General features: G+C 65.7%; 12 protein-coding genes and 1 other RNA gene. 11 read left to right on the top strand and 2 right to left on the bottom strand.

Going from position 1 to position 12,545, the window contains the following annotated elements; all coding sequences use genetic code 11:
• Window positions 1-4: 4 nt before the first annotated feature.
• Window positions 5-907, bottom strand: a complete 903-nt coding sequence (gene rpoH, locus sphst_RS03060; protein WP_031396358.1) for an RNA polymerase sigma factor RpoH — start codon at window positions 905-907, stop codon at window positions 5-7.
• Between the two features lie 52 nt (window positions 908-959).
• The gene (locus tag sphst_RS03065) at window positions 960-1,907 is read right to left on the bottom strand and encodes an RluA family pseudouridine synthase (protein WP_031396357.1); all 948 of its coding nucleotides are present in this window, start codon (window positions 1,905-1,907) and stop codon (window positions 960-962) included.
• Window positions 1,908-1,924: 17 nt separating this feature from the next.
• On the opposite strand from sphst_RS03065, the gene sphst_RS03070 reads away from it, so the two are divergent.
• The 11 genes from sphst_RS03070 (at window position 1,925) to sphst_RS03120 (ending at window position 12,542) form a co-directional block, all read left to right on the top strand.
• The gene (locus sphst_RS03070) at window positions 1,925-2,317 is read left to right on the top strand and encodes a Mov34/MPN/PAD-1 family protein (protein ID WP_031396356.1); all 393 of its coding nucleotides are present in this window, start codon (window positions 1,925-1,927) and stop codon (window positions 2,315-2,317) included.
• A 104-nt stretch (window positions 2,318-2,421) separates the two neighbouring features.
• Window positions 2,422-3,066 carry a histidine phosphotransferase family protein gene (locus sphst_RS03075; protein ID WP_031396355.1) on the top strand — a complete coding sequence of 215 codons (645 nt, stop codon included), beginning with the start codon at window positions 2,422-2,424 and terminating at the stop codon, window positions 3,064-3,066.
• 100 nt (window positions 3,067-3,166) lie between these two features.
• Entirely contained in the window at window positions 3,167-5,521 is a 2,355-nt protein-coding gene (locus sphst_RS03080; RefSeq protein WP_051916677.1) for a chemotaxis protein CheA, read from the top strand.
• The gene (locus sphst_RS03085) at window positions 5,521-5,952 is read left to right on the top strand and encodes a chemotaxis protein CheW (RefSeq protein WP_031396353.1); all 432 of its coding nucleotides are present in this window, start codon (window positions 5,521-5,523) and stop codon (window positions 5,950-5,952) included. The genes sphst_RS03080 and sphst_RS03085 overlap by 1 nt, the downstream gene beginning before the upstream one ends.
• A gap of 85 nt (window positions 5,953-6,037) precedes the next feature.
• The gene (locus tag sphst_RS03090) at window positions 6,038-6,403 is read left to right on the top strand and encodes a response regulator (RefSeq protein WP_031396352.1); all 366 of its coding nucleotides are present in this window, start codon (window positions 6,038-6,040) and stop codon (window positions 6,401-6,403) included.
• Between the two features lie 17 nt (window positions 6,404-6,420).
• Complete coding sequence (cheB, locus tag sphst_RS03095; RefSeq protein ID WP_082446549.1) at window positions 6,421-7,560, top strand: chemotaxis-specific protein-glutamate methyltransferase CheB; 1,140 nt, start codon at window positions 6,421-6,423, stop codon at window positions 7,558-7,560.
• 29 nt (window positions 7,561-7,589) lie between these two features.
• The gene (locus tag sphst_RS03100) at window positions 7,590-8,468 is read left to right on the top strand and encodes a CheR family methyltransferase (protein ID WP_234387279.1); all 879 of its coding nucleotides are present in this window, start codon (window positions 7,590-7,592) and stop codon (window positions 8,466-8,468) included.
• A 60-nt stretch (window positions 8,469-8,528) separates the two neighbouring features.
• Window positions 8,529-9,443 (top strand): DMT family transporter, encoded by a 915-nt coding sequence (locus sphst_RS03105; RefSeq protein ID WP_107045135.1) that lies wholly within the window; start codon window positions 8,529-8,531, stop codon window positions 9,441-9,443.
• Window positions 9,444-9,496: 53 nt separating this feature from the next.
• A complete protein-coding gene (locus sphst_RS03110; protein ID WP_081874152.1) occupies window positions 9,497-10,129 on the top strand; it encodes an N-acetylmuramoyl-L-alanine amidase in 633 nt (210 codons plus the stop codon).
• Between the two features lie 11 nt (window positions 10,130-10,140).
• Window positions 10,141-10,529: RNase P RNA component class A (rnpB, locus tag sphst_RS03115), an RNA gene on the top strand.
• Window positions 10,530-10,664: 135 nt separating this feature from the next.
• Window positions 10,665-12,542 carry a hypothetical protein gene (locus sphst_RS03120; RefSeq protein ID WP_159043488.1) on the top strand — a complete coding sequence of 626 codons (1,878 nt, stop codon included), beginning with the start codon at window positions 10,665-10,667 and terminating at the stop codon, window positions 12,540-12,542.
• Window positions 12,543-12,545: the final 3 nt, after the last annotated feature.

Consider the following 12,545-nt stretch of genomic DNA (forward strand, 5'->3'; position numbering starts at 1 on the left):
GACGTCAAGCGGCGAGCAGGCGCTTTTCGCCAGCGATGCGCATCATAGCCTTTTGCAGCTTCTCGAACGCGCGAACTTCGATCTGGCGGACTCGCTCGCGCGAGACGCCATAAACCTGAGACAATTCCTCGAGTGTCTTGGGATCGTCCGTCAAGCGGCGTTCGGTCAGGATATGCTGTTCACGATCGTTGAGGTCGTCCATCGCGGAAACCAGCATCGAGTGGCGGACGTCGGCCTCCTGTGCGTCGGCAACGATCTTGTCCTGAAGCGGTGCGTCGTCCTGCAACCAATCCTGCCACTGGCCTTCACCGTCCTCGCGCATCGGCACGTTGAGCGAGGTGTCACCGCCCATCGCCATGCGGCGGTTCATGCTAACGACGTCAGTCTCGGCGACACCGAGATCGGTGGCGATCTTCGTCACGTGCTCAGGGCGCAGATCACCGTCCTCGAATGCATCGAGGCGGCTCTTCATCCGGCGCAGATTGAAGAAAAGCTTTTTCTGCGCTGCGGTGGTGCCCATCTTCACGAGCGACCAGCTGCGCAGGATATATTCCTGAATTGACGCGCGGATCCACCACATCGCATAAGTCGCGAGGCGAAAGCCGCGCTCCGGCTCAAATTTCTTCACACCCTGCATCAGGCCGATATTACCCTCAGAGATTAGCTCGGACGTAGGCAGGCCGTAACCGCGATAGCCCATGGCGATCTTCGCCACGAGACGGAGATGCGACGTCACCAACTGTGCCGCAGCATCGGTGTCGCCATGCTCCTGGAACCGCTTGGCGAGCATATATTCCTGCTCGGGTTGCAGGATGGGAAATTTCTTGATCTCGGCGAGATAGCGATTGAGACCCGCCTCGCTGCCGAGCGCAGGTATCGTCGCTGGAACGTTAGAGCGGGCTGCCATGGTAGTCTTCCCTTTCTGCGAAACCATACCGCACTGCGGCAGGGTCCGATATCTATACGTGAAGCTCGCTGAACAGTTCCTGCATGTCCGCAGGCATCCTGCTTTCGAACGCCAAAGCGTTACTATTTATAGGATGGATGAACCCGAGATACGCGGCGTGCAAGGCCTGACGGCGGAAACCAAGCGTTTCGAGCAGCGTCTTCTGACCCGGCCGGTTTCTACCGTAGACCGGGTCGCCGAGCAAGGCGTGCCCTATCGAGGCCATGTGAACGCGCACCTGATGCGTGCGACCCGTTTCGAGCCGGCACTCGACCAGCGCGGCATCGCGAAGCGGTTGCAGCGTCGTGAAATGCGTGACGGCGCGTTTGCCGCCCTGGACGATCGCGATCTTCTTCCGGTTTTGCGGACTGCGCGCCAGCGGGGCATCGACGGTCCCTGAGGAAGGGCGCGGGATCCCGCCGACGATCGCGCGATAGCGACGGTCGATGCTGTGATCGTGGAACTGTTTGGCCAGTCCCTCATGCGCGCGGTCGCTCTTCGCCGCGATCATCAACCCGGACGTATCCTTGTCGATTCGGTGGACGATGCCCGGACGTGCAACCCCACCGATCCCCGACAGATTGCCTGCACAATGGTGAAGCAGCGCGTTGACGAGCGTGCCGTCGAAATTGCCTGCTGCAGGATGCACGACCAGACCCGCCTGCTTGTCAACGACGATCAGATGCTCGTCTTCATAGGCGATGACGAGCGGGATGTCCTGCGCCTCGTTATGCAGCGGCGTCGGCGGGGGGACGGCGATCGCGAAGGTCTGACCGGCTGACGCCTTTTTCGACGAATCACGCCAGGGCTGACCTGCCTGCGATACCGCGCCAGCGGCGATCAACGTCTTCAGACGTTCGCGCGACATCGTCGGGACGGCATCCGCGAGCGCCCGGTCGAGACGCCATCCATCGGCCGCCGCGGCGATTCTCGCTTCAATCGTGGCAACCCCCCGGTCCATGCGGTAGCGATGTGGCGATGAGCGTTACGATTTCAAGCAGCGTCCTCGATAGGATTATCGCTCTGGCGGCGGCATCGCAGGACGGGGAGATTTGCGGACTGCTGTTCGGCGCGCCGGATGCGATCGCAACGGCAGAGCCTTGCGCGAACGTCGCGGAACATCCCGCCCGCAGCTTCGAAATCGATCCTGCAGCGCTGCTGGCCGCGCATCGTCGCGCGCGCCACGGCGGCCCAGCGGTCATCGGTCATTACCACTCGCATCCCACGGGCAACCCCGTGCCGTCGCCGTGCGACGCCGCGCAGGCGATGGGCGACGGAGCGATCTGGCTGATCATCGGCGGCAGGCAAGCCCGCGCTTGGCGGTCTCACGCCCCCGGTGCATTTGCCGAGGTTGCCATTGTGCTAATTTGACGTGATCCGCCGAGCATAGAGCGCGAAGCGCCAACGATGCGCCTTGCCGCTTGCCAGCCAATCGTGGCGAGGTCAGAACGGCACATGTTTTCGAGAGGATATTCATGACTGTCAGCCCGGTCGATTTTGCCAGCCTGTTGTGTTCGCGTTTGTGTCACGACCTGCTGTCGCCGGTCGGCGCGCTCAACAACGGGCTCGAACTGCTGGCAGACGAAGCCGATCCGGCAATGCGTGCGCGGTGCATGGAGCTGCTGGCGGACAGCGCACGCGCATCGGCGAGCAAGCTGAAATTCTTTCGCTTGGCCTTCGGTGCTGCGGGAGGATTTGGCGAGGAGGTCGCAACCCGCGAGGCCAAGTCCGCGATTGAAGGGCTGATCGCCGAGAACAAGCGGATCGAGCTCGCCTGGCTCGTGGACGAGGAAACGATGCCCAAGGCGGCGATCAAGGTCCTGCTCAATTTGGTGCTGATCGGCAGCGAATCGCTGGTGCGTGGCGGCCGGATGGAGATTGGCGGCGAGGACAATGCCGGCCATCTCGAGGTGGTCGTGAAGGTCGAGGGGCCGCGGCTCGTCCTGGACCCCGAAATTCGTCGGACGCTGGTCGACGGTCCTGGCGATACTGCGGTAACGCCGCGCGCGGCCGCCGCTTATATGGTGCACACGCTCGTCGCCGAGAGCGGGGGCAGCATGCAGATCTTTGAACCGTCCGACGGCGTCATGATCTTCGGTGCGGTGTTCAACGCGCGATAACTTGGCTGGATACGGTGGTGCGGTGGGGGAGGAGCGATCCTAACGCGGCCTTAACCCCTGTTCGTCATGACGGGCCCGACGCACGCGTTCCGGGGCCCGCATGGACGATCTTCTACAGGAATTCATAGCCGAGACGCGCGAGACGCTGGAGGCGCTGTCGGGCGAGATTGTCGCCTGGGAGGCGGCGCCGACGGATCGCGCGCGGCTCGACGCAATCTTCCGCTTCGTTCACACGGTGAAGGGCAGCTGCGGGTTTCTCGACATCCCCCGGCTGGCCCGGCTGAGCCATGCCGCTGAAGACGTGCTTGCGGCGGTTCGGGACAACAAGCGCGTGCCCGACACCGCGCTGGTGAATGCCGTGCTCGCGATCGTCGACCGGATCGGCGAGATCGTCGAGGCGATCGATGCCGGCGCGGCGCTGGATGATGCAAGCGAGGAACTGCTGATCACGGCGCTGGCGGAGGACGCCACGCCGGCGGCCGTGCCCGTGCATGTCGCAACCGTGCGGGCCAGCAGCCGCAGTGTCCGTCTGAACGTCGATCTGCTCGACCGGATGATGAGCGGCATGTCCGACATGGTGCTCGCGCGCAACGAACTGGCGCGGCGATTGCGAGATAACGTCAGCGATCCGCATGTTGATGCTGCGCTCGAACGGCTCTCGCTGACCGTCGCCGACATGCGAGACACGGTGACGCGGACCCGGATGCAGAAGATCGATGCGCTGTTCTCGGCGCTGCCGCGCATGGTCCGCGATACCAGCGCGGAACTGGGCAAGGCGGTCAACCTGGTGATCGAGGGCTCTGACGTCGAGCTCGACCGCGAGCTGATCGAGCTGATTCGCGATCCGCTGGCACATATCATCCGCAACGCCGTCGATCACGGGATCGAGTCGCCGGCCGACCGTCTGGCCGCGGGCAAGCCCGCGACGGGGCGACTCGTCGTGTCCGCACGCCAGTCGGGCAACCAGATCCTCATCGAGATCAGCGACGACGGACGTGGCATCGACGTTGCGCGGATCGTCAGCAAGGCCAAGGACCAGGCCCTGCGTACCGAAGCGCAGATCAGCGCGATGGATGAGGACGCAAAACTCGATCTCGTGTTCGAAGCGGGACTGTCGAGCCGCGACACGGTCACGACAGTCTCTGGACGCGGCGTCGGTATGGATGTCGTGCGCGCCAATATCGAGCATATCGGCGGGCGCATCGCGCTGTGCAACATGCCCGGCCGCGGGCTTCGGATCGTCATTCACGTGCCGCTGACGCTGTCGATCCTGTCGACGATCATCGTCAGCGTGGGGACGCAGCGTTTTGCGCTGGCGCGGCAGTCGATCGAGGAGATCGTCAGGGTCCGTGGAACGCAGGTGCGGATCGACACGATCGGAGATGCATCGGCCGTCGCGGTCAGGGGACGGCGGATGCCGCTGGTCTCGCTAGCCGCGCTGTTCGGGCTGGGCGACCATGACCCGGGCACGCTCGTGATCGTGTCGACCCGCGAAGGCGATTATGCGCTCGGCGTCGACGATGTGCTCGACGCGGAGGAACTGGTCGTCAAACCTGCTTCGCCGCACGTGATGGCGACAGGCGTCTATGCCGGCCAGACGCTGCCCGACAGCGGCCTGCCGATGCTGCTGCTCGACGGAGCGGGGATCGCGCATGTCGCGGGGCTGCGGTTTTCCGCCCTCGCGGTCGCGCACGACGAAGCTGCGGCGGACAGCGTCGCCGGCGTACAGGCGCTGCTGTTCGACGATCTGGACGGCAAGCGCCGCGTGATCGCGCTGGCGGTGATCGACCGGGTCGAACCGGTGGCGACGTCGGCGATCAGCTTTACGGCGGGCGCGCTGCGTCTCGCCATCGGCGGGGCGATCGTGCCGTTGCATTCGGTTGGCGTGATCGGCGACCGGGAAGAGGTCGCCGTACTCCGTCTGACCGATGGCGACAGCGAGATGGCCTATGCGATCGCGGAGGCCATCGAGATCGTCGAATTGCCGCCCGAAATGGCGCCGGCTAATGGCGGCGGGCCGATCGCGGGCGTCGTGATCATCGGCGGTGAGCAGGTCGAACTGATCGATCCGCACGCGTTGTTCGCGGGCGAGCCGGTCCGGCGCGCCTCGCGCCCGGTCTGCCTGTTGCAGAGCGACAGCAGCGGGTGGATGGAGACGTTCCTCAAACCCGCGCTCGAGGCGTCGGGCTATCGGTGTGTGACACGCCTCGCCGCGGGCGAGACGCCTGCGGTCGCGCTGGCGATGGAGGATGGACCGGTCGAGGCGGTCGCCGCCCCGATCGTCACGCTGCGCCGTAATCGGGAGGGCGCGAGCGCGCAGGACCATAGCATCTATCGCTATGATCGTCCGGCCCTGATCGAGGAACTCGCGCGGCGGGTCGCGGCGCAGGCCGGCGCGCAACAAGAGGATTCAGCACCCTCTATTCGCGCCGTGACGAGTGGGGGAGCGCGCTGATGGAATTGTTTCTGATCGCGCATATCGCCGGGCGCGGCGTCGCGATTCCGGCAGAACAGGTCGGCTCGGTCGTCGATATCGGTGATGTCGTCGCGGTGCCGCAGGCGGAGGCGGCGATCCGCGGGCTGACCGCGCTTCGCAGTCGGGTTGTGACGGTGATCGATACCGGCACTGCACTGGGGCTCGCGCCGACGCCCGAAACCGCCAGACGGGCGGTCATCACGCAGGTCGACGGGCATGATTATGCGATCCTGGTCGACTCGCTCGAGGATGTCGCGCCGTTCGAGCGGCTGCCGCTGTCGTCGGGGCTGGCGCTCAACCACGGCTGGGCGGCGGCGGCGTCGGGGCTGGTCGATCGCGATGGCGAGCCGATGCTGGTGCTCGACCTGGCCGCGGTGGTGCCGTCGTCCTTGCCCGCGCTCGTCGCCTGAACGGCGGCCAACTCGCGCGCGCTTAACCCGGTGCTTACGCTTTGCCGGCTAAGGCGGGCGCCATGATCACCCCGGAAGGCTTTCCATGAAGACCTGTCTTGTCGTTGATGATTCGAAGGTGATCCGCAAGGTCGCGCGTCACATCCTCGAAACGCTTGATTTTACCGTTCGCGAGGCATGTGACGGCCAGGAGGCGCTCCAGTGCTGTCTGGAGTCGGTTCCGGACGTCATCCTGCTCGACTGGAACATGCCCGTCATGAGCGGCATGGATTTCCTGCGAGCGCTGCGCGACAGCGATATCACGCAGCGTCCCAAGGTCGTCTTCTGCACGACCGAGAACGGCATGGCGTATATCCGCGCCGCGATCGAGGCGGGTGCCGACGAATATGTCATGAAGCCGTTCGACCGCGAAACCCTCGCATCGAAATTGCAAATCGTCGGCATGGCCTGAGCGGGTCTTACGACGCCGTGGCCGCCTCGCTGCCCCTTCCACCGCTGCCGCGGTCGCCTTCGTCCGCCGTCGCGCGCGTCCTGATCGTCGATGATTCGGTGGTCGCCCGCGCGGTGATGGCGCGGCTGATCGACGCGAGCTCGCAGTTCACCGTCGTCGGCGCGGTTGCCAATGCGGGAGCCGCACTCGAGTTCCTGCGCTCCGCTGAGGTCGATTTCATCCTGCTCGATATTGAAATGCCGGGGGTCGACGGACTGACCGCTTTGCCGGACCTTATCGCTGCGGGGCAGGGTGCCAAGATCCTGATCGTCTCCTCCTCCGCCGATGAGGGCGGTGCGGCAGCGGTCCAGGCGCTCGCGCTGGGGGCGGCGGAAACGCTGGTGAAGCCGGGCGCCAGCGGGATGTCTGGCCGCTTTGCAACCGCACTGGTCGAAAAGCTCGAACGCCTGTGTGAAGCCCCGACCGCGATCGTGCCTACCCGCGCGTCGGGACTGAGAAGCGCGAGCAACGTCACGGCCGCAATTGAGCCGCTGTGCGGCCGGGGTGCTGCGGATCAAGGCCGTTCCGTCGCGGTCGGCGACGCCTATGACATCGTCGCGATCGGTGCATCGACCGGCGGGATTCACGCACTGAGCCAGTTGCTGCGTGAGTTGCCCGCCACGTTCCAGCTGCCGATCCTGATCACGCAACATTTGCCCGCGTCGTTCATGCCGTATTTCGCGGCACAACTCACGGTCCTGTCCGGCCGGCCGTGCGACGTCGCGACCGACCGCCTGCGGATCCGCCCCGGCCGCCTGTTCATCGCCCCCGGCGACGCCCACATGACCTGCGTGCGGCTGAGCGACGGCGGTGCCGCGATCCGCCTCAGGCAGGGCGTCGTCGGCAGCGGCTGCCTCCCCTCAGTCGATCCGATGCTGGGATCGGTCGCCCAAGTCTTTGGCGCGCGCGCGCTGGCTATCATGCTGAGCGGCATGGGCCGTGACGGTGCGGAGGGGGCGCGACAGGTCCACGACGCCGGCGGCAGCGTGGTCGCTCAGGATCAGACGACGTCGGTCGTCTGGGGCATGCCGGGCGCAGTCGTGTCGTCGGGTGTCGCTGCGGCGATACTGCCCCCCGAGGCGATCGGGCGGCTCATCGCGTCGCAGCGCCGTCCATGATGGGCGCGTCAGCGTTGCGCGGGCGGAGCATGCCGACCACGGCGCCGTCATCCTCACCGGCAACGGCGGCCTCCCAGGCGACGATCGACGTGCTGACCGCGCTGCTAGAAGCGCGGACGGGACAGCAGATCGCGGCCTATCGCTCCTGGCGCCTTGATACAGCGCTCAAGCCGCTGTTGCGTGAACGCCAGCTCGGCAGCCTTGATGAGCTGGTTGCGCAGTTGCTGGCCGGAAAGGATCGGGAGATCGGCGAGCATATCGTCGACGCGCTGCTGAACCAGGAAACGTCCTTCTACCGGGACGCGCAGGTCTTCGAGCACCTCGTCGCGGCGATCGCGGATGCCGAGACCGCCGGTCATCGCATCCGGATCTGGTGCGCGGGATGTTCGACCGGGCAGGAGCCGCTGTCACTGGCGATGCTGTTCGCCGAGCGGCACGAGACGACTGGTGCGCCGGTTCCGGATATCGTCGCGACCGACGTTTCGGGCGCCGCAATCGCCCGCGCACGGTCGGGGCGTTTCACGCAGTTCGAGATTCAGCGCGGGTTACCGATCCGTCGGATGATGCGGTGGTTCGACGGTGTCGGCGCAGACTGGGTCGCCAAGCCTGAGCTGGTGAAGCTGGTCACGTTTCGGCGGGTGAATCTGGTGTCCGATGCGGCGCCGGCAGGACGTTTCGACCTGGTCCTGTGCCGCAATGTCCTGTTGTACCTGACGGCGGAGACGAAATTGCGGGTGTTCTCGACGATCGCACGGACACTACGGCCCGGCGGCCTGTTCGTGATGGGCGCGGGGGAGACGGTGAGCGGGCAGACCCCGTTGTTCGAGCCCAGCCAGCGCTATCGCGGCTTCTACGAAACGCCGTCGTCAAGCACTGGCGATCCGCGGCTTCGCGCGCCCGGGTCCTGATCCCGCGATAGAGTGCTGCGGCAGTTTACATCGCGGTGCGATCCCGGCAAGCGTTGGGGGATGACGATCCAGGCCGCACCTCCAGCGACGCATCGGTTCGGCCTGCGCGACTTTGCGATCGTCGTCGTGATGAACGTGCTGTGGGGGCTCAACATCATCGCCGTGAAGATGGCGGTGACGGAAATCGCGCCGATGACGGCCGGGTTCCTGCGCCAGGTCATCGTGTTTGCGGTCTGCGCAAGCTGGTTCCGGCTGGTGCCGGGACGGACCGCGACGCTGGCACTGCTCGGACTGTTGTCGGGCGGCATCTTCTATCTCGTGATCAATCTGTCACTGTCGGTCGCGACCAATATCGGCGCGTTGGCGATCGCCGGCCAGCTCGGCGTTCCGTTCGCGCTGCTGCTCGCGATCGTCGTTTTTCGCGAACGGATCCACTGGCTCCGGATGCTGGGGATAGGCCTGTCGATCCTGGGAGTGGTGCTGCTGGTCTTCGATCCGTCGGCAGCGCGCGAGGGCGCCGGTCTTGCGCTGACCGCGCTGGCAAGCCTGATCTGGGCGATCACCTCGCTGATCCAGCGGCGGCTCGTCGGCGTGCCGGTCCTGACGATCTATGCCTGGGTCGGTCTGATGGGGAGTCTGGTAATGGCGGTCGTGGCGATGATCACCGAGCCTGCGGCGATGCGCGCGATCCCTGACCTGCCGCTCCGCACGGTCGGCTGGGTGGCGTTTTCCGCGATCGGATCGACGGTGATCGGCCAGGGCTCGATGTCATGGCTGTTGCAGCGTCATTCGGTCAGCGTGGTCACGCCGATGACGCTCGCCGCACCAATAATCTCGGTGTTCGCCGCAGCCTATTACTTCGGCAACCCGTTGACGCTATTGATGCTTGCAGGCGGAGGCGTTGCGATGCTCGGCGTCGCGATCGTCACGATCCGGACCGCACGCGCGGACCGGCTGGAGGGGAAGCTGGCTTGACGATCATCGAGACGCCGTCACCGAATTTCGACGACCGAACGCTGCCTGTCAGCATGATCGTATTGCACTATACCGGCATGCAGGATGGCCCGTCCGCGATCGCCCGCCTGCGCGATCCGGACGCGAAGGTGTCGGCACATTATCTGATCGAGGAGGACGGGACCGTCCTGCGGATGGTCGCCGAGGATAAGCGGGCCTGGCACGCGGGACGGTCACACTGGCGCGGGATCGAGGACGTCAATTCGGCAAGCATCGGCATCGAGATCGTCAATCCTGGGCATGAGTTCGGCTATCGCCCGTTCCCGCCCGAACAGATCGCCGCGCTGCTGCCGTTGGTGGCGCAGATCAAGGACCGCCACGAGATCACGCGGGGTAACATCGTCGGTCATTCCGACATCGCGCCGACGCGCAAGCGCGATCCCGGCGAGTTGTTCCCGTGGCACGAACTGGCGCGACGCCGGCTTGCGCTGCCGCGGCCGACCAAGAATCTGATGGATCCCGGCTGGACGGAGGGCGGGTTCTGCCTTGCGCTCGAACGGTTCGGCTACGACGTGGAGAACCGGATGGCGGCGATCATGGCGTTCCAGCGCCGGTTCCGCCCCGAGCTGGTGGACGGCGAGATCGATGCGGAATGCCGGTGCATCCTGCTCGCTTTGCTGCTTCCCAAACCGATGGGTGACGACTAGGGATCGGCGCGCCAGAGGGTCGGGCGCCCGCGGGGGTGTTGTAATGGCATCCGCGAGGAAAGTCCGGGCTCCGCGGAACGACGGTGCCGGGTAACGCCCGGCGGGGGTGACCCCAGGGACAGTGCCACAGAGAGCAGACGGCCAACCCTCGGCGCAAGCCGGGGCGGTCAGAGTGAAAGGGTGCGGTAAGAGCGCACCGCGCGCCTGGTAACAGGGGCGGCATGGCAAACCCCACCGGGAGCAAGATCGAATAGGGGTGGCACATGGGCTTCGTTCCGGCTCGTCACCCGGGTTGATTGCTTGAGGCGGCGGGCAACCGTCGTCCTAGAGGAATGGTCGCCTAACTTTCGACCGAAGGGTCGGAAATGGACAGAACCCGGCTTACAGACCCTCTGGCATCCTTTCCCGATCGCATGCAGACTGCCCAAAAGACGTGGGGGATGTAATGCGTATCGACCGGGCAGGACTGATGGGCGCAGGCGTTTTGATGGCGGCGGTCGCCGCGTAGGTTACGGCGCAGGGGCCCGTAACCACAGTGCAGCAGGATTTCGAAGCGGCAGCAGCGTTGGATGCGAAGGGCGACAGGCCCGCTGCGCTGGCGGCATGGACGACACTCGAGGCGCGAACCAAGCCCGGATCGCGGAGCCGGGGGATTGCGCTGATCCGCAAGAGTGCGGCGCTGTTCAAGCTCGACCGGTCGGACGATGCGGTGACCGCGGCGCGCGACGGCCTCGCCCTGTTGCCCGCGAACGATCCGACGCTCGCCGAGGATCGGTGGCGGGCCTATTATGATCTGGGCCTCATTGCGCAGAATGCGCTCGATTATGCGGGGGCGAGCGTCTCGTTTGCTAGCGCCGCCGCTGCGGCGGACGGCGCGTCGCTGAAGGTCGCGGCGTTGTTGTCTTTGGCGGACACGACGACGTTCACCGATCCCGCCGCCGCGGATGCGGCCCTTGCGAAGGTCGATGCGCTCGTCCGGACGGCCCCTGCCGATGCGGATGTAAAGGCTTTGATTGCGCGGCGTCGCGCGATTCTGGCGCTGAACCGGGGGCAGTATGAACAGGCGCGGACGCAAGCGGTTGAGGCGGTCAAATTTTATGGCGGGATGACGTCGCAGACCGATTCGCGCGACGTTTCTGCGCGGTCAGATGCGGCGATCGCGTCACTGTTGGCGGGCAAGAGCGAAGAGGCCCGCCGGTACATGGCGATGACCGGCGCGGGCCGGTTGAGCAAGGGGGAGTTTGATCCGGCGGTACAGATGGAGGTACCCGCCTGCGGTGGCGAGGCCGATCTGAGGCCTGCGGACATGGCGGTCGTCGAGTTCACGATCGACAATGACGGCGTGGTGCGCGGCGTCTCGCCCATCTATGCCGCAGGCGGTGGCGCGGTGGCGCTCGAATTTGCGCGTGCCGTCCGCGACTGGTCATGGACGCCCGAGCAGACCAAATCCTTTCCCGCGTTCTTCCGCTACAATATCCGCGTCGAGATGCGCTGCTCGACCGCGTTCGAGCGACCGTCGATCACCAAGTTTCTCGACGCGGACATGGCGGCCTGGCTCGAGTCCAAGGGGCTTTCGCTACCGGTAAGCGAACGTGGCGCGGATGCCGCCGCCATCGTCGGGCAACGTGCCGCACTCGCGGCGGCGGAGGGCAAGTCGGGGCCGACATCGCTCGCCACGCTGCCACCCTTGTACCAGCTCGTTGGCAACGCGGTCGTGGGTCGTGAGGAGGCGCATGAGCTGGCGCAGCGGGCGTTCGCTATTGCTCAGGCAAACGGCGCCCCGCCGATCGCGCTGCTCCCGCTCGACATCCGTGTGCGTGAGACCGAAAGTGCCGATAGCTGGAAGCAGGGCGCCTATGCCCGCGCTATCACGCCGCTGCTGTCGAAGCGCGGTTATGCGCAGGATCCGCAAGCGCGATCGGCGCTGCAACTGCTCATAGCGGATTCGACCAAGAGCCGAAGCCGGCGTGTGGCGCCGTTACAGGCGGTCGCGGACGACAAGGGTTTGGCAGCAAACGACCCGATGCGTGTCGGTGCGCTGATCCGGCTGGCGTCGCTACAGCAGCAGGCGGGGGATCCGGTGGCGGCACGTGCCACGTTCAACCGGTCGGGGCTGGCGGCCAGCCAGTGCGCGATCCTTGATGCCCCGCCCCGATTCCTTTCGGCCGGCGGCACGTTTCCGGATGAAGCCCGCATTTGGGGATTCGAAGGCTGGACCCGGACGCAGTTCGATGTGGGGCCGGACGGCAAGGTGTTTAACGAGCGCGCGGTGCTCAGCTATCCGCCGTTCGTTTTCACCAAGGCCGGCACGCAGACCGTCGCGGGCGCCCGATATACGAAGACGTTTCGCCCCGATGGCGGTGTCGGCTGCGGCGGGCTTTCCCAGAATGTCCGGTTCAAGATGCCGGGATGATCC

This window comes from Sphingomonas sp. STIS6.2 (assembly GCF_000732685.2).
In the GTDB taxonomy this organism is placed as follows: Bacteria; Pseudomonadota; Alphaproteobacteria; order Sphingomonadales; family Sphingomonadaceae; genus Sphingomonas; species Sphingomonas aerolata.

Bases quoted from the DNA above. Each gene is read 5' to 3' on its own strand.
- rpoH (WP_031396358.1), bottom strand. From the start codon at position 907: ATGGCAGCCCGCTCTAACGTTCCAGCGACGATACCTGCGCTCGGCAGC.
- sphst_RS03065 (WP_031396357.1), bottom strand. From the start codon at position 1,907: ATGGACCGGGGGGTTGCCACGATTGAAGCGAGAATCGCCGCGGCGGCC.
- sphst_RS03070 (WP_031396356.1), top strand. From the start codon at position 1,925: ATGAGCGTTACGATTTCAAGCAGCGTCCTCGATAGGATTATCGCTCTG.
- sphst_RS03075 (WP_031396355.1), top strand. From the start codon at position 2,422: ATGACTGTCAGCCCGGTCGATTTTGCCAGCCTGTTGTGTTCGCGTTTG.
- sphst_RS03080 (WP_051916677.1), top strand. From the start codon at position 3,167: ATGGACGATCTTCTACAGGAATTCATAGCCGAGACGCGCGAGACGCTG.
- sphst_RS03085 (WP_031396353.1), top strand. From the start codon at position 5,521: ATGGAATTGTTTCTGATCGCGCATATCGCCGGGCGCGGCGTCGCGATT.
- sphst_RS03090 (WP_031396352.1), top strand. From the start codon at position 6,038: ATGAAGACCTGTCTTGTCGTTGATGATTCGAAGGTGATCCGCAAGGTC.
- sphst_RS03100 (WP_234387279.1), top strand. From the start codon at position 7,590: ATGCCGACCACGGCGCCGTCATCCTCACCGGCAACGGCGGCCTCCCAG.
- sphst_RS03105 (WP_107045135.1), top strand. From the start codon at position 8,529: ATGACGATCCAGGCCGCACCTCCAGCGACGCATCGGTTCGGCCTGCGC.
- sphst_RS03110 (WP_081874152.1), top strand. From the start codon at position 9,497: ATGATCGTATTGCACTATACCGGCATGCAGGATGGCCCGTCCGCGATC.